Origin of the sequence: Streptomyces aureocirculatus, from assembly GCF_000720475.1 — a bacterium.
GTDB classification, from domain to species: Bacteria; Actinomycetota; Actinomycetes; order Streptomycetales; family Streptomycetaceae; genus Streptomyces; species Streptomyces aureocirculatus.
The window spans coordinates 1-25252 of the sequence record NZ_JOAP01000071.1 but is presented as its reverse complement, the minus strand read 5'-3'; the positions used below and the strand labels follow the sequence as shown (position 1 = coordinate 25252).

The following is a 25252-nucleotide window of genomic DNA, read 5'->3' as shown; positions in this document are numbered from 1 at the left end:
GCCCGGCAGCCACCCCCCGGCCCCAACCCGCCCCCTGGCAAACTGGACGCGTGACCAGCAACGAACCCCCCTCCACCGCCTCCGAGGGCGTCCCGCAGGACAGTCCGGAGGGCGCCCCGCAGAACGCCCCCGGCGACCGCCCCACGCCGGCCGAGCCCGCCCCGGCCCCCGCGCGCGACGACGCCCCGCAGTTCGTCCTGCCCCTGGTGGCCCGCATAGAGCGCGCGGCGCCCCCGGCGCGTACGGACGCCCTGGAGACGGCGGCCCGTGCGGTCCTCACGATCCTGAGTGACGAGCGGTCGCTCGGCGACGGTGCCTGGGCCCGGGCGATGCGGGACTGGCAGGACGCGCGCATCCGCAAGGTGGTGCGCAGGGCGCGCGGCGCGGAGTGGCGGCGCGCGGAGGCGCTGCCCGGCATCACGGTCACCGGCAAGGCGGCCGAGGTCCGCGTCTTCCCGCCGGTGCCCCTGGACGGCTGGCCCAAGGAACTGGCCCGCCTCCAGGTCTCCGGCACCGACCTCGACGACCCGGACCCCGTACCGGAACCCGACCCGGCGGCGCCCGTCCTGTGGCTGAACCCCCACGTGTCCATGTCGGCGGGCAAGACGATGGCCCAGGCGGGGCACGGCGCCCAACTGGCGTGGTGGGAACTGTCCGCGGCGGACCGCGCGGCCTGGCGCGAGGCGGACTTCGCCCTGTCCGTCCGCACCGCGTCCCCGTCCCGCTGGGACGAACTGGTCGCCGCCGGGCTGCCGTTGGTACGGGACGCGGGCTTCACGGAGATCGCCCCCGGGGAGACCGTCGTGGTCGAGGGAGGCAGCCACCTCTGCCCGCTCCCGCGGAAACAGCACCCGTGAATCCCGAGGCCTTGCAAAATTCATAGCCTCCTCTAAATTTAGAGCACTCTCTACGTTTCAGCGAAGGGTGTGCTTCGGATGTGTGCTCGGACGCGGACGGCCGAGGAGGGACAAGGGCGGGGGCGGGGGCTGGGGCAGGGGCTGCGTGAGCGGCACAAGGCCGAGCGGCGGGGCCGGATCCTGGACGCGGCGCGGGAACTCCTGCGGGCGGAACCGGATTCGGTGCTCGGCACGGAGCGGATCGCCGAGCGGGCACAGGTCGCCCCGGCGACCGTGTACAACCTGATCGGGCCGCGCGACAAGATCTGGGAGGCACTCGCCGCCGGGTTCACGGACGAACTGGAGCGGCGCCTCACGCTGCTGGGGACCGGTGACCCGCGAGACGTCGTCGCGTCGACCGTCCAACTGTTCGTGGACGATCCGGTCGTGTCGCGTCGCATGGTGCGCGAGTGGGAGCAGAGCGGCCTGGTACTCGACCGCAGTCCGCTCACGCAGCTCCGCCGGGCGCTTGCGGACGCCCGCGAGCGGGGCGTTCTGCGTGCGGACGCCGACACGGACGCGCTGGCCTCCGTGGTCGGCACCGCGTGCGTGGGTGCGCTGCACCAGTGGGTCGCCGGGCGGATCGACGACGAACGGTTCCTGGCGCGCGTACTGCTGGCGCTGGACGTCGCGCTGGCAGCGGCGGCCGCGGACCCCCACCGCGACCGGCTCCTTACGCCGCTCCGCTCCCGGGGCTCGGCGTGACGCCCGACGAGACCGTGCCGCCCCGGCCCCTTCGCTTCACGGGCCGTGACGGAATCCTGCTCACGGCGGACGAATGGGGCGAGGCTTCGTCACCTCCGCTCGTCCTGCTGCACGGCGGGGGCCAGACACGGCACGCCTGGGGCAGGACCGGCCCCCGCCTGGCCGCGCTGGGGTGGCGGGTCGTGGCCCCGGACCTGCGCGGGCACGGCACCAGCCAGTGGTCGGCCGACGGCGCCTACGACCTCGGCCTGTTCGCCGACGACGTCCGGGCGCTCGTCGACGCGCTCGCCGAACCCGGCGGCCCGCCGACGCTCGTCGGTGCCTCCCTCGGCGGTCTGAGTGCGCTCCTTGCCGCCGGGGAGGAACCGAGGGCGGCGGTACGCGCCCTGGTGCTCGTCGACGTGGCCCACCGGCCCGATCCCCGCGGGGTGCGCCGGATCGTCGCGTTCATGCGCGGGCGGCCGGACGGTTTCGGGGGCGTCGAGGAGGCGGGCGCGGCGGTCTCGGCGTATCTGCCGCACCGCCCGTGTCCGAACGGCCCGCAGGGCCTCCAGGGCCTGCGGAACAACCTGCGCCGTCAGGGCGACCGCTGGGTCTGGCACTGGGACCCCCGGCTGCTCGACAGCTTCGAGGGCCGCATGGACCCGCCCGGCATGGCGGACCGCCTCCTGGACGCCGCACGCCGCACCGCCGCACCGATCCTGCTCGTCCGCGGCGCGATCAGCGACGTCGTACGCGACGACATCGCCGAGGAGTTCTGCGCCCGCGTCCCCCATGCCCGCCGCGTCGAGGTGCCCGACGCGGGCCACACGGTGGCGGGCGACCAGAACGACCACTTCCTGGACGCCATCGTCCCGTTCCTGCCCGCGCCCTGAGCCCCGCCGCGGGCGCACCCCCGGCACGGGCCCGCCCGTCAGCCCCGCAGCGCCCCTTCCACGGGCCACGTCCGCAGCGTCTCGTCCAGGCGCTCGTACGCCTCGTCGAACCACTCGTCCGTGAGCGTGACGGTCGCGGTCACCGAGGTCAGGGACATCGCGTGGTCGGTGATCGTGACGTGGGCGAGCTCGCCGTCCGGGTCGAGTTCCACGGAGAGTTCCGGGTCACGGCGGCCCGCGCGCCAGGTGCGGTCCTCGCCGCCGTCCAGGGCGTCGAGGGTCTCGCGCCACTCGGTGAGGTCCTCCGGCGACACCGATGTGGCCAGCGAACCCCGCACGAAGGCGGTGTCGACGAGGATCTCGCCGACGAGCACTTCGACGCCGGAACGCCCGGGCGCCGGGCGCTTCCCCGTGATGCGGACGGTCACGCTGTTGTCCTCGCCCTCCAGGCGGATCAGGTCGATCGACTCCTCTGACGCCATGGCCCCTCCCGTGTTCGCCGTGCTCGCCGTGTTCCCCGTGCGCTCCGCAACACGCGGTGCAGCGCTCGCGATTGCCTGTCCTGCGGACCCTAGACGACGGCACTGACAACGCCGCGGTTCCTGACCCCCCGGCCCTCCCGCACCGCTCGACGTGACGCCCGTCACAGAACCTTCACTGTGCTGAACACGGCCCCCGCACCTCCCGTACCTTCCCGTACCACCAAGTAGCCCGGCCCCCGGCCGGGTTGCCGCTCGGGAGGCACCTTGCAGCGCATCAGGCACATCGGGCGCGTGAACGGCACCGCCCTGATCATCGCGGCCCTCGTCGTCACCGTCGGCGCGCTCGCCTTCCCGGTGTGGTCCTACGCCGACCGCTCCGGCACCGGCGAGGCCAACCTCAACGCCGGGAGCGTCGCCACGCGTTGGGGGCCCCTGTCGGCCACCGACCGTGACTTCCTCGTGAAGGTGCGGCTCGCCGGGCTGTGGGAGATCCCCGCCGGGCAGCAGGCCGTGGAGCGCGCGCCCAGCAAGGCCATCAAGGACGCGGGCGACCACCTCATCGTCGGCCACACCGACCTCGACCAGCGGGTGCGGGACGTCTCCTCGCAGCTCGGCGTCGAGCTGCCGAACCAGCCGAGCGACCAGCAGCAGGGCTGGCTGCGGGAGCTGACGGCGGCGACCGGCGAGACGTACCAGCGCAAGTTCGCCAACCTGCTGCGCGTCGCCCACGGCAAGGTCTTCGCCCTCGTCGCCCAGGTCCGCGACACCACCCGCAACTCGCTCGTGCGGCAGTTGGCGTCCGACGCCAACCAGACCGTCCTCGACCACATCACGATGCTCGAAGGCACCGGGTACGTCGACTTCGACGCCATCGCGAACGGCTCCGCCGCCAGCTCCACCGCGAGCCCGACCGGCCCGCCCGCTCCCGGCCGCGACGCGCCCCCCGCCCCCGCGCCCGCCGGACCCACCGGCGACGTCTCCGGCACCTCACGGCCCTCCCCCGGCCCCCCGGGCACCGTCAACACCAACCGTCCGGAACCTCAAATGTAGCTCTGGAACCGCTGATCAGAGGGTTCGGGGCAGACTGTCGGGGTCATGACTCCCGCTACGGAACGGCGCTACGGAACGGGCGGGGAGCACCGACGGCAGGCACCGAGGGGGAGTCATGACTGCGCAGGGGACGACGGTACGGGGCACGGTGGGACGAAGCACGACTGAGCAGGGAGCGACGGCACAGCCCATGGCCGGGGGCGTACAGCCGACGGCCGGGAGCGTACAGCCGACGGCCGGGGGCGTACGCCTTGGGACCGGGATCGGATGGCGGCCCGAGATCGCGGACGCCATCGAGCGCATGCCCGGCATCGACTGGGTCGAGGCGGTCGCCGAGAACGTCTGCCCCGGCCATCTGCCGGACTCGCTGCTGCGACTGCGCGAGCGCGGCGTCACGGTCGTGCCGCACGGCGTCGCGCTGGGGCTCGGCGGCGCGGACCGCCCGGACCCGGCGCGCCTCAGCGCCCTCGCGGAGCGCGCGGAGGCACTCGATTCGCCGCTGGTCACCGAGCACATCGCGTTCGTACGGGCCGGGGGCGCGCTCACCGCGTCCAGGACCCTGGAAGCCGGGCATCTGCTTCCGGTGCCGCGCACCAAGGACGCGCTCGCCGTGCTCTGCGAGAACGTCCGCATCGCGCAGGACACGCTGCCGGTGCCGCTCGCCGTCGAGAACATCGCCGCGCTCATCTCCTGGCCGGGAGAGGAGCTGACGGAGGGGCAGTTCCTGTACGAGCTGGTGGAGCGGACCGGCGTACAACTACTCATCGACGTCGCCAATCTGCACACCAACCACGTCAACCGGGGCGAGGACCCGTCCCGCGCCCTGTCCGAGCTGCCGGTCGAGGCCATCGCGTACGTCCATGTGGCGGGTGGTTTCGAGCGGGACGGGGTCTGGCACGACAGCCACGCCCACCCGGTGCCGCAGCCCGTACTCGACATCCTCGCCGACCTCGCCACGCGTACGCGCCCGCCCGGCGTGCTCCTGGAGCGGGACGAGAACTTCCCCGAGGAGGGTGAGCTCGAGCGGGAGCTGGACGCGATCCGGGACACGGTGGCGGGGTCGGCGCGGCGTGCTCCCGCCAGCGCTCCGAAGACGCCCGCCCGCACCACTCCCCCGCCCTCCGCCGCCGGTGCCCCCACCACTCGCGTACCGGCCGCCACCCGTCAGCGCGTGGCGCTCTCCCAGGCCGCCCTGCTCTCCGCCCTCGTCGCGGGCACGCCCGCCCCGGAGGGCTTCGACGGGACCCGGCTGCGGGTGCAGAGCCGGGCGCTGAGCGACAAGCGTGCGGACGTCGTGGCGAAGGTCGCCCCCGAACTGCCGCGGATCGTCGGCCCGACGTACCGCGCGGACTTCGTCGCGTACGCACGCTCCCGCCCCATGACGGGCGGCTACCGTGCGGACGCGCTGGACTTCGCCGTCCATCTGCTGCTCGCGGGACACCCGGACAGCTCCGGCGAGCTGCGGACCTGGTGGCTGGAGCGCTCGGGTCCGAAGCCGCTGGGCAGCGGGCCGCTGACGCGCTGGCTGCGGGCCCGGACCGGCCGCCTCGCCCTGCGCCGGGCCGGGCGCGAGGCCGAGGCGCGGCTCGGGGGCTGAACATGTCCACGCCCGCACCGTGGACGCCTGGCCGTCCACATCGTGGAATTCAGGTGGCGGCGGCACAGCGCCTTCACATAGAAATCCGGCATGTTCTGGGTTCCGTTGCTGCTTCTCGCCTGCGCCCTCACTCTGCTCACGTGCGGTCGGCTGTGTCTGGCGGCGGTGCGTGCCGCGGCCGGTGAGGCCAGGGGGGCGCATCAGGGACGGCAGCTCACGCTGTACGAGGCGGCGTTCCTGTCGGGCGGCCCCGGCCGGGTCGTCGACGTGGCGCTCCTCTCGATGGCGCGCAGGCAGCGGCTGCTGCTCGCGCACACCGGGTGGGCCACCGTCGTGGACCCGGTGGCCAGGGACGACATGGAGCGGTCCGTGCTCGGGGCGATCGGGCCCGCGGGGCAGTCGCCGATCGCCCCGGTGCGCAGGGCCGCGGCGGCGGCCGATGCGGTGCGGGCCCTCGCGGACCGGCTCGTCGCGGCGGGGCTCGCGGTGCCGGACGGGGCCTGGACGGGCATCGCGGGCGCGGCGCGGCAGGTGCGGGCCGCGGCGGTCGCCGTGGTGGCCCTGGGGGTGTGCGCGACGCTGCTGCCCGCGCAGGGGCGCGCGGGACAGACGCCGGTCGCGGTGTGGTTCGCGCTGCCGTTCTTCCTCACGCTGAGCTGTCTGGCCATCGCCCGGTTCGAGGTGCCGACCACGCGCTGGGCCTCGCCGGCGGGGCAGCGGCTGCTCGGGGCGCTGCCCTCGCGGGACGATCTGACGTCGGTGGCCGTCCGCGGGCTGCGCGCCCTGGAGGACCCGGCACTGCGCGCCGCCCTCTCGCACCGTGACCCGAACCTCGACGGGTACCGCGAGTCGCACCCCTGAGGCCCATAGGGGTCTTTGCGCCGACATCCGCGAGCCGGTGCTTTACTTCATCGATCATCGAACTGAATATCCCTTTGCTGCGGTTTATCCGATTTTATGATTCGGGGGCCGCGGGGCCGCGCCGCGCGAAAGGGACACAGAACAGCGATGAGAGCACCGAGAGCCACCCTGTACGGAACCATCGGAACGGTCGGAACTGTCGGCACTGTCGGCTCCCTCGTCCTGAGCGCCCTCACGGCAGCCCCCGCTGCCGCAGCCACCCCCGTGCCCGCGGCCCCCGTGCCCGGAGCCCCCGCCGCCGGGTTCGAACCCGCGGCCGGGTTCGACCCCGCTCCCGCCGCCGAGGCCCTCGGCACCGGCCTCGCCGCCCAGCGCGCCCACGCCGCGGGCATCCGCTTCGGCGCCTGTGCCGAGGCGGAGAACCTGCCGCCGTCCGTGCGCTGCGGCACGGTCACCGTCCCCCTCGACTACGCCCGCCCCGACGGCAAGCAGATCCGCCTCACCGTCAGCCGGGTCGCGGCGACGAGGGAGGCGGACGGCAAGCGGGTCGACCGGCAGGGTGCCCTGGTCTTCAACCCGGGCGGTCCCGGGGCCTCCGGGATGTACTTCCCGATGGTCGGCCCGATGCCGGAGTGGCAGCGCCTGGCGGCGGCGTACGACCTCGTCGGCTACGCCCCGCGCGGTGTCGGCAGGTCCGCCCCCCTGACCTGCCAGAATCCCGAGCAGTTCGCCAAGGCCCCCACCAACTCGCCGAGCCACCCGGACGCCTCGTACAAGGCGGAACGCATCGCGCGGGCGAAGGCGTACGCCCGCGGCTGCGCCCGGCACGCGGGCACCGACCTGCGCCACTACACCACCGTGAACAACGCCCGTGACCTGGACGTGCTGCGTGCCGCCCTCGGCGAGCGGAAGCTGACGTTCATGGGCGCCTCGTACGGCACCTACTTCGGCGCCGTGTACGCGACGCTGTTCCCCGGGCACGTGCGCCGCATGGTCTTCGACTCGGCCGTCAACCCGGCCCCGGACCGGATCTGGTACGCCAACAACCTCGATCAGTCCCTGGCCTTCGAACGGCGCTGGGCGGACTTCCGGGCCTGGGTCGCGAGGCACCACAGGACCTACCGTCTGGGCGCGACACCCCAGGCGGTACAGCGGTCCTACGAGACGGTCCGCGCGCGGCTCACACACGAACCGGCCGGCGACAGGGTCGGCTCGGCCCAGTTGCAGTCGGCGTTCCTGAAGGCCGCGTACTACGACGACTACTGGCCGATGCGGGCCACGGCCCTGTCGCAGTATCTGAAGGGCGACGCCAAGCCGCTCGTCGAGCAGGCCGCACCGCACCCGGCGGCGGCCGCCGAGGAGGAGAACGGCAACGCCGTCTACACCGCCGTCCAGTGCAACGACGCCCCCTGGCCCACCGACTTCGCCGTCTGGGACCGCGACAACACACGTCTCGCCCGTCTCGCGCCCTTCGAGACCTGGGACAACGCCTGGATGAATCTGCCGTGCGCGTACTGGCCGGAGCCGCGCCAGGAGCCGGTGGACGTGCGCGCCGCCGCGGACGCGCTGCCGCCGACCCTGATCCTGGCCGCCGAGCGGGACGCCGCGACGCCGTACGCGGGCGCTCTGGAACTGCACCGCAGGCTCGCGGGATCGGTCCTGGTGACGGAGCGGGGCGCGGGCACGCACGGCATCGGGGGCGGCCCCAACGCGTGCGTCAACGGCCACTTGGAGGCGTATCTCCTGCGGGGACGGCTCCCGGAGGGGCGTGCGGCGTGCGCCCCGCGCCCGGAGCCACAACCGCTCGTGGGGCCGCGCGCGGCGGCGCGGCCCCACGTCGTGTGACAGGCGAAACCCCCGCGCGGCGGGCGCGGCAACCGGATATCGGCTCCCGGGTCAGGCCAGGCCCGCCACCAGGTCCGCCACGGACTTGCGGCGGCCGGTGTAGAACGGCACTTCCTCGCGGACGTGCATACGGGCCTCGGAGGCGCGCAGGTGCCGCATCAGGTCGACGATGCGGTACAGCTCGTCGGCCTCGAAGGCGAGCAGCCACTCGTAGTCGCCGAGGGAGAACGAGGCGACGGTGTTGGCGCGCACGTCGGGGTAGCCGCGGGCCATCTTGCCGTGGTCGGCGAGCATGCGGCGGCGGTCCTCGTCGGGCAGCAGATACCAGTCGTAGGAGCGTACGAAGGGGTAGACCGAGACGTAGTTGCGGGGCGTCTCGTCGGCGAGGAACGCCGGGATGTGCGACTTGTTGAACTCCGCGGGGCGGTGCAGCGCCATGTTCGACCACACCGGCGCCAGGGCGCGGCCGAGCTTGGTGCGGCGGAAGAGGTTGTAGGCCTCCTGGAGCTCGTCGGCGGTCTCGGCGTGCCACCAGATCATGACGTCGGCGTCGGCGCGCAGACCGGACACGTCGTAGGTGCCGCGGACGGTGACGTCCCGGGCGGCGAGCTTGTCGAACAGCTCCTGGACCTCGTCCGCGTACCCGGTGCGGTCCTCGGGCAGGACGTCGCGGAGCTTGAAGACGGACCACAGCGTGTAGCGGATGACCTCGTTGAGGTCCTTCGCCTTCTTGCCGGCGTTCGGGATCTTGGCGGAAGCTTCGTCACTCATGGCCCTATTCTCCCGCGCCGCCGTGCAGGCTCTGCACCGGGTCGGCGGTGAGCCGGCGCACGCCGGAGAGGTCCCCCGAGAGCTGGTCGACGGCGGCGTGCGCTCCGGCGACGCAGGCCGGGATGCCCACTCCGTCGTACGCCGCTCCGCAGACCACGAGGCCCGGCACCCGCGCCACGTGCTCCCGGACGCGGGCCACGCGCGCGTGGTGGCCGACCGGGTACTGCGGCAGCCCTTCGTGCCAGCGGGTGACGGCCGACTCGACGGGGGCGGCGGCCAGGCCGGTGGCGGTGCGCAGGTCCTGCCGCGCGATGTCGACGAGCTCGCCGTCGGGGCGGCCGAGGTCCTTCTCGTCGCCGTAGCGGCCGACGGAGGCGCGCAGCACGAACAGGTCCGGGTCCTGGTCGGCGATCCAGCCCCACTTCTGGGTCGCGAAGGTGGCGGCCTTGATGGTGCGGCCGTCCACGGGCGGCACCAGGAACCCGCTGCCCGCGGGCAGCACGGCCGCGTCGGCGCGCCGGTAGGCGAGAGTGATCAGGGCCATGGAGGCGTACTCGACGGCGCGCAGCTCGGCGGCGGCTCCGGGCACCTCGTGGTCGAGGAGCCGGGCGGCGGCGGGGGCGGGCAGCGCGAGGACGACGGCGTCGGCGCGCTCGATGTGACCGTCGCCCCGGCCCTCGTGGTCCCCCACGCGTACCTCCCAGCCGTCGGCGGTACGGCGCAGGCCGTGCACGGGGCTGTTGAGCGCGATCTGCCCGCCGCGTGCCCGTACGGCGTCCGCGACGGCGAGCGGGAGGGTGCCGACGCCGCCGTCGACGCCCATGAACACCGGGCCGGTCTGCTGGTGCTGTGCCGCGCGGGCCTGGAGGGCGCGGACGCCTTCGGTGAGCGAGGTGTGGCTGCGGGCGGCCTCGAAGAGCTGCGGTACGGCTGAGCGCATCGAGATGCGGTAGGCGTCACCCGCGTACACCCCGCCGAGCAGGGGTTCCACCATCCGGTCGACGACCTCGCGGCCGAGCCGCCCCGCGACGTACTCGCCGACCGCGACGTCGTCGCCGACCTCCGTGGGCGGCAGCTCGCGGTCCTGCTCGATACGGCGGAGCCCGTCCTCGGAGAGGATGCCCGCGAGGGCGGCGGCGTCGCCGGGTACGCCCATGACGGTGCCCTTGGGCAGGGGCCGCAGCGCGTCCCTGGTCCACAGGGCGGCGCCCGCGGTGGCGGGTGGCTGTAGCCGGTCGGTGAGGCCGACCGCGCGGGCCAGGGCCACGGCCTCCGGCCTGCGGGCGAGCATCGACTCGGCGCCGAGGTCGACACGGACACCGGCGATCTCACCGGCGTGCAGCTTCCCGCCGAGCCGCGCGGAGGCCTCGTGCAGGGTGACGCGCGCGCCGGTGCCGAGCAGGCGGTGCGCGGCGGCGAGTCCCGCGATGCCGCCGCCGATGACCACGACGTGCCCGAGGCCCGTGCCGCCGAAGCCGTCGCCGTCGTCGCCGCCGCCGTTCATGCCGGTGAAACTGTCCGCTGCGCGCATGCCCCCACTCTCTCAAACACCCCCGGTCTCTCCGGCACCCGGGCGAGTCCGCTCCGTGACCCCGCCGGGACCGGTTCGGGACCGAGGGGGTCGAACGCGTGGGGGTGCCCCGGCGTCGTAGGAGCACATTCACCACGACCCTCGGGGGTACGCCGATGCACACGACAAGGGCGCCCGGTACGTCGAGGCGGTCCGGCGGGCCGCGGCGCCGGTGGGCCACCGCGCCCGCCGCCCTGCTGCTCGCGCCGGCGCTCGCCGGGTGCGGTGGCGCGGGCGACGGCGACTCCGCCGGTGCCGGGAGCGACAAGGGCGCGGCGGCGCGCCAGGACGCCGGGAAGGAAGCAGCCGGGAAGGAAGCAGCCGGGAAGGAAGCAGCCGGGAAGGAAGCAGCCGGGCTCGGCGGCGGGCAGGCGGACCGGGATCGTGGCCGCACCGGGGAGGCCGGTGCCGCCAAGGGCCGGGAGGGCGGCAGGTCGCGCGGGCCCGGCGGGGTGGCGCGGCCCGCGGACAGCCACATCCTCCGCACCGCGTCCCTGACGGTGCGCGTCAAGGACGTGCCGCGCGCCCTGGACCGGGCGCGCACGGCGGCCGAGGGCGCGGGCGGCCTGGTCGGCGACGAGTCCACGGACCGCGACCGGCACGGCGGCGACCGCTCGCGCGTCGTCCTGCGGGTCCCGCGGGACCGCTACGGCCAGGTGCTCTCCGAACTCGCGGGCACGGGCCGCCTCGTCAGCCGCTCCGCGAAGGCGGTGGACGTCACCGAGCAGGTCGTGGACGTCGAGAGCCGGATCAAGACGCAGCGGGCGAGCGTGGCGCGGGTGCGGGCGCTGATGGACAGGGCCACGAAGATCGCTGACATCGTCTCCCTGGAGGGCGAGCTGAGCAGCCGTCAGTCGGACCTGGAGTCCCTGCTCGCCCAGCAGGCCTCGCTGAAGGACCGCACCACGATGGCGACGATCACGCTCACGCTCACCGAGACGCCACCGTCGTCCGCGGCGGGCGGCGGAGACGGCGGCACGTCCTTCACCGACGCGCTGTCCGGCGGGTGGGGCGCGTTCGTCACGGTGCTGGGGTGGGTGGCGGTCGCCGTGGCGGCGGCCCTGCCGTTCGCGGCGGTCGCGGCGCTGCTCGGGCTGCTGTGGCTGCGGGTGGCGCGGCCCCGACTCGCGCGGCGGGGGCCCGCGGGGTCGACGGGGTCCCCGGGGTCCGCGGCCGGGACTCCCGGCGGGCCCGGCGGACCGGGAGCCCCGCGCAGCCCCGGCCCGGCACCGGGAGCCCCGCGCAGCCCCGGAATCGCCGGTACCCCGGGCGCGCCTGGCGGTACGTGAGGGCGTCAGGGGCAGGGAAGGGCTCCCGGTGCCGGGCTGGGGGGCGGCACCGGGAGCCCGCGCGAGGTGCCCCGTAGCGTGGGCGCATGAGTGAACGACTGGTGATCATCGGAGGGGACGCGGCCGGGATGTCGGCCGCGTCCCAGGCGCGCAGGCTCAAGGACCCGCGGGAGCTGGAGATCGTGGCCTTCGAGCGGGGGAACTTCACCTCGTTCTCGGCCTGCGGCATCCCCTACTGGGTGGCCGGTGACGTGGCCGAGCGGGACGCGCTGGTCGCGCGGACGCCGCAGGAGCACCGCAAGCGCGACATCGACCTGCGGATGCGCACCGAGGTCCTGGAGATCGACCCGCGGGAGCGCCGGGTGCGCGCGCGGGACCTCGCGTCGGGCGCCGAGGAGTGGACTTCGTACGACAAGCTCGTGATCGCCACCGGCGCCCGGCCGCTGCGGCCGAACCTGCCCGGCATCGACGCTCCGGGCGTGCACGGCGTGCAGACCCTCGACGACGGCCAGGCGCTCCTGGACACGCTCGGTGACACGGAGGGCCGCAGGGCGGTGGTGGTCGGCGCCGGTTACATCGGCGTGGAGATGGCGGAGGCCCTGCTGCGGCGCGGATACGAGGTGACGGTCGTCAACCGCGCCGAGGAGCCGATGGCCACCCTCGACCCTGACATGGGCCGCCTGGTGCACGAGGCGATGACCCGCATGGGCATCACGATGGTGAACGACACCGAGGTCACGGCGATCCGTACCGGGGACGACGGCCGGGCGCGCGCGGTGGTCACCGGGGACGACGAGTTCCCGGCGGACGTGGTGGTGCTCGGCATGGGCGTGCGCCCCGAGACGGACCTCGCCCGCGCGGCGGGGCTGCCGCTCGGGGACCACGGCGGGCTGCTCACGGACCTCTCGATGCGGGTGCGCGGGCCCCTCGCGGACGGGGCGATCTGGGCGGGCGGCGACTGCGTGGAGGTCCTCGACCTGGTGTGGGGCCGCGAGCGGCACATCGCGCTCGGCACGCACGCCAACAAGCACGGACAGGTCATCGGCTCGAACGTGGGCGGCGGTTACGCGACGTTCCCCGGCGTCGTCGGCACGGCCGTGAGCAAGGTGTGCGACCTGGAGATCGCCCGCACGGGCCTGCGGGAGAAGGACGCGCGCTCGGCGGGGCTGCGGTACGAGGCGGTGACCATCGAGTCGACGAGCCGCGCCGGTTACTTCCCCGGAGCGGGCTCGATGACGGTGAAGATGCTCGCCGAGCGGCGCACGGGCCGCCTCCTCGGCACCCAGATCGTGGGCCGCGAGGGTGCGGGCAAGCGGGTCGACGTGGCGGCCGTCGCGCTCACCGCCCGGATGACGGTGGAGCAGATGACCGCACTCGACCTGGGCTACGCGCCGCCGTTCTCGCCGGTGTGGGACCCGGTCCTGGTGGCCGCGCGCAAGGCGGTGACGGCGGTACGGGCGGGTTCCGGCGCGTAGGGGCCCTTCGAGCCCCTGCCCGGGCTCCGGGCAGGGGCCTGTGCCGCGGGATGCTGGAGAAAGTTCCCGACTCTTTTTCGCCACTTTTCACAGAATCAGCACAGGACTCACAATCTGCGCGCACTATGTGACGCGTCAGAGCGGCGCGCACACACTGTGACAGGTGGCGCGGGTTGCTGGGGGGACGGGCCGAGCGTTGGCGACACCGCCGCGGTCCCAGGCCCGTCGGGCCGAGCGAGGGAGCGTGACGAAACCGTGCGGATACTCGTCCTGGGCTCTACCGGATACCTGGGCGGGCACATCGCCGAGCGACTGCGCGCCCTGCCGGGCACACAGTTGCTCACCGGCGGCCGTGCCCCGGGCTCCGACATGCGGTGCGACCTCGCCACCGACCCGCAGAGCAGCCTCGTGGACGCCCTCGCGGGGCTCGCGCCGGACGCGGTCGTCAACTGCGCGGGGGTGGTCGGCGGCAGCGTCCTGACCCTCGCGGAGATCAACGCCCGCGGCCCGGCCGCCCTGTGCGCGGCGATGCGGGCAGCCGCGCCCGGCGCGCGCCTGGTCCACCTCGGCTCCGCCGCCGAGTACGGGCCGTGCCCCGTCGGGGAGCGGACGCCGGAGGACGCCCCGGCCCGCCCACCGGCCCCGTACGGTGCGACCAAGCTCGCGGGGACCCTCGCCGTCACGGCGTCGGGTCTCGACGCGGTCGTCCTGCGGGTGACGAACCCGGTCGGCGCGGGCGCGCCCACCGCGGGCCTGCCGGGCAGGCTCGCCGCCGAACTGCGGCACGCCACCGGGCACTCCCCGCACGGCACGATCCGCGTCGGTGACCTGTCGGTCCAGCGCGACTTCGTCGACGTCCGCGACGTGGCCCGCGCGGTGGCCCTGGCCGTGACGGCTCCGGGCCCGCTCCCTCCGGTGCTCAACGTCGGCAGCGGCCGGGCGATCCCGGTGCGCGACCTGGCTCACGGCCTGGTCCGCACGGCGGGCTTCCGCGGCCGCCTGGAGGAGTCCCCCGGCTCCGGCCGCTCGGCGGCGGTCCCCTGGCAGTGCGCGGACATCACCGCGGCGGCCCGCGAACTGCGCTGGCACCCCGAGCACACGTTGGCGGAGTCGCTGACGGAGCTGTGGGAAGCGGCGGTGCTCGTGCCGCTGTAGGTGCGTCCGGGCGCGGCGGGGTCGGCGTGCCCCCCGCCGGGTCAGGAAGCGGTACGCGTGTGGACGTACTCCACGAGGCGGGTCAGCGCGTCCGGGTCGGTGGTGGGCAGCACGCCGTGGCCGAGGTTGAAGATGTGCCCGTCGAGGCCCGCGGCCGCGGTGAGCACGTCGTCGGCCTTGGCCTCGACGGCCTCGCGCGAGGCGAAGAGGACGGCCGGGTCGATGTTGCCCTGGAGCGCCTTGCCGGGCCCGACCCGCCGGGCGGCCTCGTCGAGGGGCACCCGCCAGTCCACGCCGACCACGTCGGCCCCGGCCTCACCGAGGAGCCCGAGCAGTTCACCGGTGCCGACGCCGAAGTGGATGCGCGGCACCCCGTACCCGGAGACGGCGTCGAAGACCTTGCGGGACGCGGGCATCACGGAGCGGCGGTAGTCGGCGGGCGCGAGCGCGCCGACCCAGGAGTCGAAGAGCTGCACGGCGCCGGCGCCGGCCTCGATCTGCACCTTCAGGAAGGCGCCGGTGATCTCCGCGAGCCGGTCCACGAGGTCGGCCCACAACTGCGGGTCGCCGTACATCATGGCCTTGGTGTGCTCGTGGTTACGGCTCGGACCGCCCTCGACGAGGTAGCTCGCGAGGGTGAAGGGGGCGCCCGCGAATCCGATGAGCGGTGTCTCGCCCAGCTCACGGGTGAGCATGCCGATGGCCTCGGTGACGTACGGGACGTCTTCCGGCGTCAGGTCCCGCAGTTGCGCGAGGTCCGCGCGGGAGCGGATCGGCTGCTCCACGACGGGCCCGACGCCCGGCTTGATGTCGAGGTCGATGCCGATGGCCTTGAGCGGTACGACGATGTCGCTGAAGTAGATCGCTGCGTCCACGCCGTGGCGGCGCACCGGCTGCAGCGTGATCTCCGTGACGAGCTCCGGCATCATGCAGGACTCCAGCATGGCGGTGCCCGCACGGACCTTGCGGTACTCGGGCAGTGAGCGCCCTGCCTGCCGCATGAACCAGACCGGCGTGTGCGGCACGGGCTCGCGCCTGCACGCCTTCAGGAAGGCGGAGTCGTACGTCGCTGCGGTCTGCTGGCCGACGGCCTCGTCATTGACACTCACCCCCAAAGTCTCGCACGCCCCCGCCCCCCCAAGACGCCGGGACCACCAAAACCCACGCAGCGCAATACCAGCCCACCCGCCACCCAAAAACGAACCCGCAACGCAGCACCAGCCGCCCGCCACCCAAAAACGAACCCGCAGCACAGCACCAGCCCGTCCGGCACCCGAGAACGAACCGACAGCGCAATACCAGCCCGTCCGGCGTTTGAGGACGAGCGCGCAGCGCAGCACCAGCCCGCCCGACACCCGAAAACGAACCCGCAGCACAGCACCAGCCCGCCCGACACCCGAAAACGAACCGGCAGCGCAGTATCAGCCCGTCCGGCGTTTGAGGACGAGCGCGCAGCGCGACAAAACCCACCACACGCCCAAGGACGAACGCGCAGCGCACCAAAAGCCCGTCCGGCGCTTGAGGACGAGCGCGCAGCGCGACAACCGCCCCCCCCCACGCCCCCCAGAAAGAAACACCCACCCCCACAGGGTCAAGGGAAGAGCGAAGCGCGCCCCGAAAGGGGCGCCTCCCTGCACGGAGGCGCCGTTCCCCTTAACCTTCCCCGCATGGCTGCGGCTCAAGAACAACGGTCGGACGGCGCCGACGAGATGGACGGCGCACAGGGGGTGGCGGACACCGGTCCGCCCCCGTTTCGCGCTGCGGTCGACGCACTGCGCGGCGCACGGCTGCGGCCACAGATCGAGATCGATCCGACACCGCCCCCCAAACGCCTCGCCCCGTACGCGTACGCGCTGGAGGCGGCAGTCGTCGAGGGCGACGAGGATCTGGCGGACGGCCGGCTCGTGCTGCTGCACGATCCAGCCGGGCACGACGCCTGGAAGGGGACGTTCCGCCTGGTGACCCTGGTACGGGCGGAGCTGGAGCCGGAGATGGCGGCGGACCCGTTGCTTCCGGAGGTGTGCTGGTCCTGGCTGACCGGGGCGCTGGGGGCCAGGGGCCTGGCGTGCGGGGAGCCCAGCGGCACGGTGACGAGGGCGGGCTCGCACTACTTCGGCGGTCTCGCAGAGCGCCCGCCCGCCTCGCAGATCGAGATCCGCGCGTCGTGGACGCCGCGCGAGTCGGTCGGCGGGGTGCCGGACACGGGGGCGCACCTGGTGGCGTGGTGCGATCTGCTGTGCCAGATCGCGGGGCTGCCACCGGTCGCGGCGGCCGACGGCTCCGTGGTGTCGCTGCCGCAGCGGCGCGGCCCGCGGCCCACGTGAGGGTGCGGAGCAGCCCGCGGCCCACGTGAGGGCGGCGCGACGCTGACCCCCGCGATTGACGCGGGCGCACGACCGGCGCGCCGGGAGCGGGGCGATACGCCTGGTGAGAGGTTTTGATCGTCGGATGATCGATCACGTGTCCGACTCGTCCGAATTGTTACTCACCAAATCGTGATCATCCCCTAAAGGCGGGTGGCTTTGGTGCCGAAGAGGTTTGTGACCTTGAAAAGCACGGTTCGTCCCGGCTTCATCCCCGCGCCGGTTCCGTTCCGCCACCCCAGGAGGCCTGGTGTCCGTTCTTCTCGAGCAGCCCGCAAGCCTGGTCGCCTACCGCCCGAACAAGCCGACCGCCATGGTCGTCGTGGCCGACCCCCGCGTCCGCTCCACCGTGACCCGCCACCTGTGGGCCCTCGGTGTACGTGACGTCATCGAGGCCTCGTCCATCGCGGAGGCTCGTCCCCGCATCGGCAACCCCCGCGACATCTGCGTCGCCGACGTCCATCTGCCCGACGGCTCCGGCCTGACCCTCCTGTCCGAGACCCGTGCCGCGGGCTGGCCCAACGGACTCGCGCTCTCCGCCGCCGATGACATCGGCGCCGTGCGCAACGCCCTCGCGGGCGGCGTCAAGGGCTATGTAGTCACCGGCACCCGTACCAATGTGGGGCTCCCCACCCGCCCCGGCGCCGCCCCCATCGGCTCCGCAGCCGCCCGTATGCACCGGCGTCCGCCGGGTACCCCGAGCCACCCGGGCGGCTACCGCGAGCTGTCGGGCCGCGAGGTGGAAGTGCTCCGCCTGGTGGCCGAGGGGCAGTCCAACAAGGCCATCGGTGTCTCGATGGGCCTGTCCGCATTGACCGTAAAGAGTCACCTCGCCCGCATCGCCCGCAAGCTCGGCACCGGCGACCGCGCGGGAATGGTCGCGGTGGCCCTGCGCACGGGCATCATCCACTGACTGATTTACACCCCCTCGCCGCCCGTCGACGTAACGTTCCGTCGACGGGCGCCGTGCGTTCACAGATACCCTTCACAGGTGACCGACGCCCAAGAGACCGCAGCAGACAGCTCACTGCGAACCACCGGAGGCGCTCCTCCGGACGAAGGCGTCGCAGGCGTCTCCGTCGAAGGGACTCCCACCCCTCTGCTCGAACCGCGTGACGGCATTCCGCCGGTCGTCGCGGACCCCGATGCCCTCGCGCAGGTCATCGCGGCATTTGCCGCCGGTACGGGACCGGTGGCCGTGGACGCCGAGCGGGCCTCCGGGTACCGCTACGGACAGCGCGCGTATCTCGTCCAGCTCCGCCGTGAGGGCGCGGGCTCCGCGCTGATCGACCCCGTCGCCTGCCCCGACCTCTCCGGGCTCGGCGAGGCGCTCGCCGGCGCCGAGTGGGTGCTGCACGCGGCGACCCAGGACCTGCCGTGCCTGCGGGAAATAGGCATGGTTCCGTCCAGCATCTTCGACACCGAGCTCGCCGGGCGGCTCGCCGGGTTCCCCCGGGTCGGCCTCGGCGCGATGGTCGAGAGCGTCCTCGGCTATGTCCTGGAGAAGGGCCACTCCGCGGTCGACTGGTCCACCCGCCCGCTCCCCGAGCCCTGGCTGCGCTACGCCGCGCTCGACGTGGAACTCCTCGTCGACCTGAGGGACGCGCTGGAGAAGGAACTGGACCGGCAGGGGAAGCTGGAGTGGGCCCGCGAGGAGTTCGACGCGATCGCGTCCGCGCCGCCCGCCCCGCCCCGCAAGGACCCCTGGCGGCGTACGTCGGGCATGCACAAGGTGCGGCGCCGACGGCAGATGGCCGTCGTACGGGAGCTGTGGACGACCCGGGACCGGATCGCCCAGCGGCGGGACGTCTCCCCCGGCAAGGTCCTCAGTGACGGCGCGATCGTGGAAGCGGCCCTCGCCCTGCCCCCGAACGTGCACGCGCTCACCGCGCTGCCCGGATTCGGGCACCGGATGGGGCGGCGTCAGTTGGAGCAGTGGCAGACCGCGGTCGACCGTGCCAAGGCGCTGCCGGACGCGGAGCTGCCGCAGCCCGGGCAGGCGGTGGCGGGGCCGCCGCCGCCCCGGTCGTGGGCCGACCGGGATCCGGCCGCCGCGGCCCGGCTCTCCGCGGCGCGGGCGGCGGTGTCGGCGCTCGCCGAGCGCCTCGGCATGCCGCAGGAGAACCTGATCACCCCGGACACGGTCCGCCGCGTCTGCTGGGAGCCCCCGGCCGACCTCTCCGTCCCCTCCGTCGCCACCACCCTGACCGCCTACGGCGCCCGCCCCTGGCAGATCACCCAGGTCGCACCGGCCCTGGCGGCCGCGCTGGCGACGCCCGCGCCCTAGGCGGGGGCGCGCGCTGGTTCCGTCGGGCGCCTCGTGCTCCCCGCGCCCCTCAGCCAGGTGAACGAGAAGAGCCCGGCCGCGGCCATGACGACGGCCGCGTAGCTCATCCCGTGAGTGAAGGCGTCGCGCGCGGCCGCCAGTACGGCGGTGGGGGTCCCGTCGGGCGACTGGGCCGACGACGGCCGTCGCGCCGCCCAGCGTTTCGCGTACGGCTTCGGCCTGCGGCACGCAGGAGAGCGGCGCGTCGGCCATGTCCCTGCTGTAGACCGCCCAACTTCCATAACGACCACTCCCGCGGCGGGCACCAGGCTCCACAGCGCGGCCTTGAACGGGCTCAGGCCGAGGACGGACCGCAGGTACGGAGTCGCCTCGCCCAGCGAGCGGTCCGGAGGCCAGGACCATTGGACACACCCCCGGACTGTGTGACGTGTTCCTCTCCGGGGGGACCCTTGGCCTTGTAGTTACCGGCAAGTAGCATGACCCGAGGAAGCGCGCCGCAGGCGCACCGCACCCTGGAGGAGAGCCATCGTGCCTCGTACCGTCAGGGACGTCGTCTTCGTCGACGGCGTCCGCACCCCGTTCGGCAAGGCGGGACCGAAGGGTATCTACCACGAGACCCGGGCCGACGACATGATCGTCAAGGCGATCCGGGAGCTCCTTCGCCGCAACCCGGCCCTGGACCCGGCCAAGATCGACGAGGTCGCGATCGCCGCGACCACGCAGATCGGCGACCAGGGCCTCACCATCGGCCGTACGGCCGGCATCCTCGCCGGGCTGCCGCAGTCCGTGCCGGGCTACTCGGTGGACCGCATGTGCGCGGGCGCCCTGACGGCCGTCACCACCACCGCGGGCTCCATCGCCTTCGGCGCGTACGACGCCGTGATCGCCGGCGGTGTTGAGCACATGGGCCGCCACCCCATGGGCGAGGGCGTCGACCCCAACCCGCGCTTCGTGAGCGAGAAGCTGGTCGACGAGTCCGCCCTGTTCATGGGCATGACGGCGGAGAACCTGCACGACCGCTACCCCTCCATCACCAAGCAGCGCGCCGACGAGTACGCGGTGCGCTCGCAGGAGAAGGCCGCCAAGGCGTACGCCAACGGCAAGATCCAGCAGGACCTGGTGCCGGTCTCCGTACGCCGCACCAACGAAGAAGCGGGCGAGACCGGGTGGGGGCTCGCGACCCAGGACGAGCCGATGCGGCCCGGCACCACCCTGGAGAACCTCGCGGGCCTGAAGACGCCGTTCCGTACGCACGGCCGGGTCACGGCGGGCAACGCCGCCGGTCTCAACGACGGCGCCACCGCCTCGATCATCGCTTCCGAGGACTTCGCCCGCGAGAACGGGCTGCCGGTCAAGATGCGGCTCGTCTCGTACTCCTTCGCCGGAGTCGAGCCGGAGGTCATGGGCTACGGCCCCATCCCGGCCACCGAGAAGGCCCTCGCCCAGGCGGGCCTGCGCATCGACGACATCGGTCTCTTCGAGATCAATGAGGCCTTCGCCGTACAGGTCCTCGCCTTCCTGGAGCACTACGGCATCGCCGACGACGACGCCCGCGTCAACCAGTACGGCGGCGCCATCGCCTTCGGCCACCCCCTCGCCTCGTCCGGTGTCCGGCTGATGACGCAGTTGGCGCGGCAGTTCGAGGAGCAGCCCGAGGTCCGCTACGGCCTGACCACCATGTGTGTCGGCTTCGGCATGGGCGCCACGGTCATCTGGGAGAACCCGCACCACAAGGACGCCGGAGGCGACAAGTGAGCACCACCACCACTGAGCTGTTGAAGGGTGCGGCCGAGCTGTTCCCCGACGAGGTCGTGACGCAGGCTCACGTACGCCACCTCGACCTGCCCGCGGGGGCCGGGCGCTTCGCCCTCATCACCCTCGACAACGGCTTCGACCACACCAAGCCGACCACCTTCGGCCCGGGCTCGCTCGCGAACCTGAACGCCGCCCTCGACCAGGTCGAGAAGGAGGCCGCCGAGGGCACGGTCGTCGGCGTCGGCATCACCGGCAAGCCGTTCATCTTCGCCGTCGGCGCCGACCTCAAGGGCGTCGAGATCCTCAAGCGGCACGAGGACGCGCTCGCCATCGGCAAGGGCGGCCACGACGTCTTCAAGCGGCTCGCCGGGCTCGCCGTGCCGACGTTCGCGTACTACAACGGTGCCGCCATGGGCGGTGGCGTCGAGGTCGGTCTGCACTGCACGTACCGGACCGTGTCGAAGGCCCTGCCCGCCTTCTCCCTGCCCGAGGTCTTCCTCGGTCTCGTGCCCGGCTGGGGCGGCTGCACGCTCCTTCCGAACCTGATCGGCGCGGACCGCGCGGTTTCGGTCATCATCGAGAACTCGCTGAACCAGAACAAGCAGCTCAAGGGCAAGCAGGTCTTCGAACTCGGCATCGCGGACTCGCTGTTCGAGGGCGCGGACTTCCTGGAGCAGTCGCTGGTGTGGACGGCGTCCGTCCTGAAGGGGGACGTCAAGGTCGAGCGCCCGGAGATCGACCGCGGCGAGGCCTGGGACGCGGCGGTCGCCCGCGGCCGCGCCATCGCGGACTCCAAGGTGCACGGCGCGGCCCCGGCCGCGTACCGCGCCCTGGACATCGTCGCGGGCGCGAAGGACGGCGACCTCCAGAAGGGCTTCGACGCGGAGGACACCGCGCTCGCCGACCTCATGATGGGCGGCGAACTGCGCAGCGGCATCTACGCGTTCAACCTCGTCCAGAAGCGCGCCAAGCGCCCCGCGGGCGCCCCGGACAAGAACCTGGCGCGGCCGGTCACCAAGGTCGGCGTCGTGGGCGCGGGCCTGATGGCCTCGCAGCTCGCGCTGCTCTTCCTGCGCCGCCTTGAGGTGCCGGTCGTGCTGACCGACATCGACCAGGAGCGCGTGGACAAGGGCGTCGGCTACGTCCACGCCGAGATCGACAAGCTGCTCGGCAAGGGCCGTATCAACCAGGACAAGGCGAACCGCCTGAAGGCGCTGGTCACCGGTGTCCTGGACAAGGCGGAGGGCTTCGCGGACGCGGACTTCGTCATCGAGGCCGTCTTCGAGGAGATCGGCGTCAAGCAGCAGGTGTTCGCGGAGGTGGAGGCGGTCGCCCCGGCGCACGCGATCTTCGCCACGAACACCTCGTCCCTGTCCGTCACGGAGATGGCGTCGAAGCTGAAGCACCCCGAGCGGGTCGTCGGCTTCCACTTCTTCAACCCGGTCGCGATCCTCCCCCTCCTGGAGATCGTGCGCGGCGAGCAGACCGACGACGCCTCGCTGGCCACGGCCTTCGGTGTCGCCAAGAAGCTGAAGAAGACCGCGGTCCTGGTGAAGGACGCCCCGGCGTTCGTCGTGAACCGCATCCTCACCCGCTTCATGGGCGAGATCCAGAACGTCATCGACGAGGGCACCCCGGTGCCGGTGGCCGAGAAGGCCGTCGAGCCCCTCGGCCTGCCGATGTCGCCGCTGGTCCTCCTCGAACTGGTCGGTCCGGCCATCGGTCTGCACGTCTCGGAGACCCTCAACCGGGCCTTCCCGGACCGCTTCACGGTGTCGCCGAACCTGAAGTCCGTCGTCGAGGCGGGCAAGCGCGGCTTCTACGTGCACTCCGCCGAGACTGGCGCCAAGCCGGAGCTCGACCCCGAGGTGGCCGCGCTCCTGAAGCAGGGCGACTTGGTCCTGACCGAGGAGCAGGTGCGGGCCCGGGTGCTCGACGCCGTCGCCCAGGAGATCGGGCTCATGCTCGACGAGGGTGTCGTCGCCGAGGCGCAGGACATCGACCTGTGCCTGATCACCGGCGCGGGCTGGCCCTTCCACCTGGGCGGCGTCACGCCGTACCTTGACCGTGAGGGTGTCAGCGAGCGCGTCAACGGCAAGCGGTTCCTGGAGCCGGGTGTGGCGAGCGTGCCCGCGTAAGCGCGGGCGTGTGAGCGTGGGGTGCCCGGTACGTCGTCGTACGAGACGACGTACCGGGCACTTCCATGTCAGGGGATGACCGCCTCGCCTGCCGCGCGCGGCCGTGGTCAGGCGGAGGCCGCCTGCTCCCAGGCTCTGAGGGCGAGGCCGGGCTCGTCCTTGCGGTAGGTGAGGCGCAGGGCGCCGGTGCCGGGTACGAAGGTCGCGGCGACCACCCGGCCCGCGGCGTCCTTCGCGAGCGAGACCCGCGCGTCGATCGGCAGGGCGGGACCCGACTCGGTCCACCAGGCGCCCGCCGACTCCAGTTCGGTCGGGTAGGCGGCGAAGGCGACACGGCCGCTCTCGGCGCGCTGGGCCAGCAAGGTGCAGTCGTGGCCGTCGAGGTCGCAGCGCAGCGCGGACACCGGGCCCGGGCCCGCCGCCGTCAGGAGGCGCATGGGCGCGTCGTCGGCGGAGCCCCGCCACGCGCACAACCGGCCGTCCTCGTCCGTGAAGTAGAGCGTGGTGTGCTCGGCGGACGTGGCGAGGGCGCGCAGGGTGCCTGGGCGGGCGCGGACCGCGAGCGGGGCGCCGTCCAGGGCGGGGACGGCTCCGGGCGAGGCCTGGCGCCAGCGCAGGATGCCGCCGGGGGTGGTCGCGTACGCCGTGACGAGGCCCGACTCGCCCGTGACCGCGGCGACCGGTCCTGTCACGCCCGTGCCCTTGAGGTCGCGCCACGGCCCCCAGCCGCCCCTCTCCTTCTGGCCCCGCATGCTGAGGCCGCCGCCGCGGTTGGGTACGAAGACGTGGGCGCGGCCCTGGGCGTCGACGGTCACGGCGGGTACGCCGGTGCTCTCGCCCTTCTTGTTCGGGTGGCCGAGCGGGTTCCAGTCGAGGGCGGTGAGGTGTGGCTGGAAGTGCGTGGAGTGCACGAGTCCTGACTCGCCGGGGACGGTGGGGCGCCACGACACCAGGTGTGCGTACGCGTCGGTGCCCTGTCCCACGGCGAGGACGGGGTGCACGCGCTGGTCGCCGCCGACGGCGCGGGGGGCCGTCCAGGGGCCGCCCGGGCGGCGTTGGGTGCGGCAGACCACGGCGTCGCTCTCGCACGCGTACACGGCGAGCCTGCCGTCGCGTGCGCGTATGAGCCAGTCGCCGGTCACGGTCGGTGGGGGGAGGGCTTGGGGCATGCGGCGTTCCGGGGGCGGGGCCAGTGAGGTCGGGTCCCTGCAACTCTAATGGGCGTGGTGGGGGTGGGTGCACCCGGGCGTGCGAGGCTTGGCCACATGGAGACTGTGACCCTCGTCGTGGACGGCGCCAATGTCGTGGGTTCCGTGCCCGACGGGTGGTGGCGGGACCGGCGGGGGGCCGCGGAGCGCTTGCGGGACCGGCTCGTGCCGCTCGCCGCGCTCGGGCTGCCGCCCCTGTATCCCGGTCCCCTCGATGTCGTCCTCGTCGTCGAGGGGCAGGCGCGGGGGGTCGACTCCGTCGAGGGGGTACGGGTGGACTCCGCCCCCGCGAGCGGCGACGACCGCATCGTGGAACTAGTCACCGAGTCCCCCGGCCCCTGCGTGGTCGCCACCGCCGACCGCGAACTCCGCCGCCGGGTGGGCGCTCTGGGCGCGGAGTGCGTGGGCCCCCGGGCGGTACGCGGCTAGCCCCCCGTCCCGTCACCGTGGCCGGGGCCTGTGCCCCCCCGGCGGGCGTGGGCCCCTGGGCGGTGCGCGGCTAGCCCCCACAGCCCGTCACCGTGGCCGGGGCCTGTGCCCCCCGGCGGGCGTGGGCCCCCGGGCGGTACGCGGCTAGCCCCCACAGCCCGTCGCCGTGGGCCGGGGCCTGTGCCCCCCGGCGGGCGTGGGCCCCTGGGCGGTGCGCGGCTAGCCCCACAGCCCGTCACCGTAAGCCGGGGCCTGTGCCCACCCGGCGGGCGTGGGCCCCTAGGCGGTGCGCGGCTAGCCCCACAGCCCGTGACCGTAGGCCGGGGCCTGTGCCCACCCGTGCCGCCCCTGGCGGCCCAGTTGCCCACAGGGGCGGGCGGGGGTGCGGACCCGAGCGCGGAGCCCGCGGGCGCGGGGGTGGGGGCGCGGCCCCGGGGCGCGGGGCGGGGCCCCGGAGCACGGGTGCGGGGCGGGGGCGCGGGGCGCGGGGCGCAGGAACGC

The 25252-nt window shown here is 73.8% G+C and carries 21 protein-coding genes and 1 pseudogene; 17 read left to right on the top strand and 5 right to left on the bottom strand.

Features of this window, described 5'->3' with window-relative positions:
* Positions 1–50 precede the first annotated feature (50 nt).
* From IG78_RS0137975 to IG78_RS0137965, 3 genes are all read left to right on the top strand, one after another.
* Entirely contained in the window at positions 51–857 is an 807-nt protein-coding gene (locus tag IG78_RS0137975) for an aminoacyl-tRNA hydrolase (RefSeq protein WP_030573218.1), read from the top strand.
* Positions 858–935: 78 nt separating this feature from the next.
* Positions 936–1601 carry a TetR/AcrR family transcriptional regulator gene (locus IG78_RS0137970; protein WP_051853387.1) on the top strand — a complete coding sequence of 222 codons (666 nt, stop codon included), beginning with the start codon at positions 936–938 and terminating at the stop codon, positions 1599–1601.
* Complete coding sequence (locus IG78_RS0137965) at positions 1598–2476, top strand: alpha/beta fold hydrolase (RefSeq protein ID WP_225882303.1); 879 nt, start codon at positions 1598–1600, stop codon at positions 2474–2476. The genes IG78_RS0137970 and IG78_RS0137965 overlap by 4 nt, the downstream gene beginning before the upstream one ends.
* A gap of 38 nt (positions 2477–2514) precedes the next feature.
* Here the strand turns inward: IG78_RS0137965 and IG78_RS0137960 are convergent, their stop codons facing one another.
* Positions 2515–2958: a DUF5959 family protein gene (locus tag IG78_RS0137960; RefSeq protein ID WP_030573211.1), complete on the bottom strand. Its 444-nt coding sequence runs from the start codon at positions 2956–2958 to the stop codon at positions 2515–2517.
* A gap of 282 nt (positions 2959–3240) precedes the next feature.
* Here IG78_RS0137960 and IG78_RS0137955 point away from each other — a divergent pair, with 282 nt between their 5' ends.
* The 4 genes from IG78_RS0137955 (at position 3241) to IG78_RS0137940 (ending at position 8311) form a co-directional block, all read left to right on the top strand.
* Positions 3241–4008 carry a DUF4142 domain-containing protein gene (locus tag IG78_RS0137955; protein WP_030573209.1) on the top strand — a complete coding sequence of 256 codons (768 nt, stop codon included), beginning with the start codon at positions 3241–3243 and terminating at the stop codon, positions 4006–4008.
* A 190-nt stretch (positions 4009–4198) separates the two neighbouring features.
* Positions 4199–5605, top strand: a complete 1407-nt coding sequence (locus IG78_RS0137950) for an MbnB/TglH/ChrH family RiPP precursor modification enzyme (RefSeq protein ID WP_051853385.1) — start codon at positions 4199–4201, stop codon at positions 5603–5605.
* Between the two features lie 90 nt (positions 5606–5695).
* Complete coding sequence (locus IG78_RS0137945; protein WP_030573205.1) at positions 5696–6466, top strand: TIGR04222 domain-containing membrane protein; 771 nt, start codon at positions 5696–5698, stop codon at positions 6464–6466.
* 147 nt (positions 6467–6613) lie between these two features.
* Positions 6614–8311: an alpha/beta hydrolase gene (locus IG78_RS0137940; RefSeq protein ID WP_031129559.1), complete on the top strand. Its 1698-nt coding sequence runs from the start codon at positions 6614–6616 to the stop codon at positions 8309–8311.
* A 51-nt stretch (positions 8312–8362) separates the two neighbouring features.
* On the opposite strand, the gene hemQ is transcribed toward IG78_RS0137940, so the two are convergent.
* Together hemQ and hemG are read right to left on the bottom strand one after the other, a co-directional pair.
* On the bottom strand, positions 8363–9082 hold the full coding sequence (gene hemQ / locus IG78_RS0137935) for a hydrogen peroxide-dependent heme synthase (RefSeq protein WP_030573201.1): 720 nt from the start codon (positions 9080–9082) through the stop codon (positions 8363–8365).
* Positions 9083–9086: 4 nt separating this feature from the next.
* A complete protein-coding gene (hemG, locus tag IG78_RS0137930) occupies positions 9087–10586 on the bottom strand; it encodes a protoporphyrinogen oxidase (RefSeq protein WP_051853389.1) in 1500 nt (499 codons plus the stop codon).
* A 182-nt stretch (positions 10587–10768) separates the two neighbouring features.
* Between hemG and IG78_RS0137925 the strand changes: the two genes are divergently transcribed.
* From IG78_RS0137925 to IG78_RS0137915, 3 genes are all read left to right on the top strand, one after another.
* Positions 10769–11941 (top strand): DUF4349 domain-containing protein, encoded by a 1173-nt coding sequence (locus IG78_RS0137925; RefSeq protein ID WP_078965765.1) that lies wholly within the window; start codon positions 10769–10771, stop codon positions 11939–11941.
* Between the two features lie 86 nt (positions 11942–12027).
* Positions 12028–13416 carry an FAD-dependent oxidoreductase gene (locus IG78_RS0137920; protein ID WP_030573196.1) on the top strand — a complete coding sequence of 463 codons (1389 nt, stop codon included), beginning with the start codon at positions 12028–12030 and terminating at the stop codon, positions 13414–13416.
* A 255-nt stretch (positions 13417–13671) separates the two neighbouring features.
* Positions 13672–14571 (top strand): NAD-dependent epimerase/dehydratase family protein, encoded by a 900-nt coding sequence (locus IG78_RS0137915; protein ID WP_030573195.1) that lies wholly within the window; start codon positions 13672–13674, stop codon positions 14569–14571.
* A 41-nt stretch (positions 14572–14612) separates the two neighbouring features.
* Here IG78_RS0137915 and hemE read toward each other — a convergent pair whose 3' ends face one another.
* Positions 14613–15680, bottom strand: coding sequence for a uroporphyrinogen decarboxylase (gene hemE / locus IG78_RS0137910; RefSeq protein WP_030573194.1), 1068 nt, complete (start codon positions 15678–15680; stop codon positions 14613–14615).
* A 558-nt stretch (positions 15681–16238) separates the two neighbouring features.
* Here hemE and IG78_RS0137905 point away from each other — a divergent pair.
* The 5 genes from IG78_RS0137905 to IG78_RS0137885 all read left to right on the top strand — a co-directional run bounded on the left by IG78_RS0137905 (position 16239) and on the right by IG78_RS0137885 (position 23114).
* Positions 16239–16895 carry a DUF3000 domain-containing protein gene (locus tag IG78_RS0137905; RefSeq protein WP_030573192.1) on the top strand — a complete coding sequence of 219 codons (657 nt, stop codon included), beginning with the start codon at positions 16239–16241 and terminating at the stop codon, positions 16893–16895.
* A 289-nt stretch (positions 16896–17184) separates the two neighbouring features.
* A complete protein-coding gene (locus tag IG78_RS0137900; RefSeq protein ID WP_016643199.1) occupies positions 17185–17847 on the top strand; it encodes a response regulator transcription factor in 663 nt (220 codons plus the stop codon).
* A 78-nt stretch (positions 17848–17925) separates the two neighbouring features.
* Positions 17926–19221: a ribonuclease D gene (locus IG78_RS0137895; protein WP_030573189.1), complete on the top strand. Its 1296-nt coding sequence runs from the start codon at positions 17926–17928 to the stop codon at positions 19219–19221.
* A 528-nt stretch (positions 19222–19749) separates the two neighbouring features.
* Complete coding sequence (locus IG78_RS0137890) at positions 19750–20976, top strand: thiolase family protein (protein WP_030573187.1); 1227 nt, start codon at positions 19750–19752, stop codon at positions 20974–20976.
* Positions 20973–23114 carry a 3-hydroxyacyl-CoA dehydrogenase NAD-binding domain-containing protein gene (locus IG78_RS0137885; RefSeq protein ID WP_030573184.1) on the top strand — a complete coding sequence of 714 codons (2142 nt, stop codon included), beginning with the start codon at positions 20973–20975 and terminating at the stop codon, positions 23112–23114. Before IG78_RS0137890 ends, IG78_RS0137885 begins: the two co-directional genes overlap by 4 nt.
* 107 nt (positions 23115–23221) lie before the next feature.
* Here the strand turns inward: IG78_RS0137885 and IG78_RS0137880 are convergent, their stop codons facing one another.
* On the bottom strand, positions 23222–24256 hold the full coding sequence (locus IG78_RS0137880) for a PLL family lectin (RefSeq protein WP_030573181.1): 1035 nt from the start codon (positions 24254–24256) through the stop codon (positions 23222–23224).
* Positions 24257–24379: 123 nt separating this feature from the next.
* Between IG78_RS0137880 and IG78_RS0137875 the strand changes: the two genes are divergently transcribed.
* Together IG78_RS0137875 and IG78_RS50755 are read left to right on the top strand one after the other, a co-directional pair.
* Positions 24380–24751, top strand: a complete 372-nt coding sequence (locus IG78_RS0137875) for a PIN domain-containing protein (protein ID WP_030573179.1) — start codon at positions 24380–24382, stop codon at positions 24749–24751.
* Positions 24752–25060: 309 nt separating this feature from the next.
* Positions 25061–25252: pseudogene (locus IG78_RS50755) on the top strand (hypothetical protein); the annotation flags it as partial.

Bases quoted from the DNA above. Each gene is read 5' to 3' on its own strand.
- IG78_RS0137920 (WP_030573196.1), top strand. From the start codon at position 12,028: ATGAGTGAACGACTGGTGATCATCGGAGGGGACGCGGCCGGGATGTCG.
- IG78_RS0137950 (WP_051853385.1), top strand. From the start codon at position 4,199: ATGGCCGGGGGCGTACAGCCGACGGCCGGGAGCGTACAGCCGACGGCC.
- IG78_RS0137945 (WP_030573205.1), top strand. From the start codon at position 5,696: ATGTTCTGGGTTCCGTTGCTGCTTCTCGCCTGCGCCCTCACTCTGCTC.
- IG78_RS0137905 (WP_030573192.1), top strand. From the start codon at position 16,239: ATGGCTGCGGCTCAAGAACAACGGTCGGACGGCGCCGACGAGATGGAC.
- IG78_RS0137875 (WP_030573179.1), top strand. From the start codon at position 24,380: ATGGAGACTGTGACCCTCGTCGTGGACGGCGCCAATGTCGTGGGTTCC.
- hemQ (WP_030573201.1), bottom strand. From the start codon at position 9,082: ATGAGTGACGAAGCTTCCGCCAAGATCCCGAACGCCGGCAAGAAGGCG.
- IG78_RS0137940 (WP_031129559.1), top strand. From the start codon at position 6,614: ATGAGAGCACCGAGAGCCACCCTGTACGGAACCATCGGAACGGTCGGA.
- IG78_RS0137970 (WP_051853387.1), top strand. From the start codon at position 936: ATGTGTGCTCGGACGCGGACGGCCGAGGAGGGACAAGGGCGGGGGCGG.
- IG78_RS0137960 (WP_030573211.1), bottom strand. From the start codon at position 2,958: ATGGCGTCAGAGGAGTCGATCGACCTGATCCGCCTGGAGGGCGAGGAC.
- IG78_RS0137925 (WP_078965765.1), top strand. From the start codon at position 10,769: ATGCACACGACAAGGGCGCCCGGTACGTCGAGGCGGTCCGGCGGGCCG.
- hemG (WP_051853389.1), bottom strand. From the start codon at position 10,586: ATGAACGGCGGCGGCGACGACGGCGACGGCTTCGGCGGCACGGGCCTC.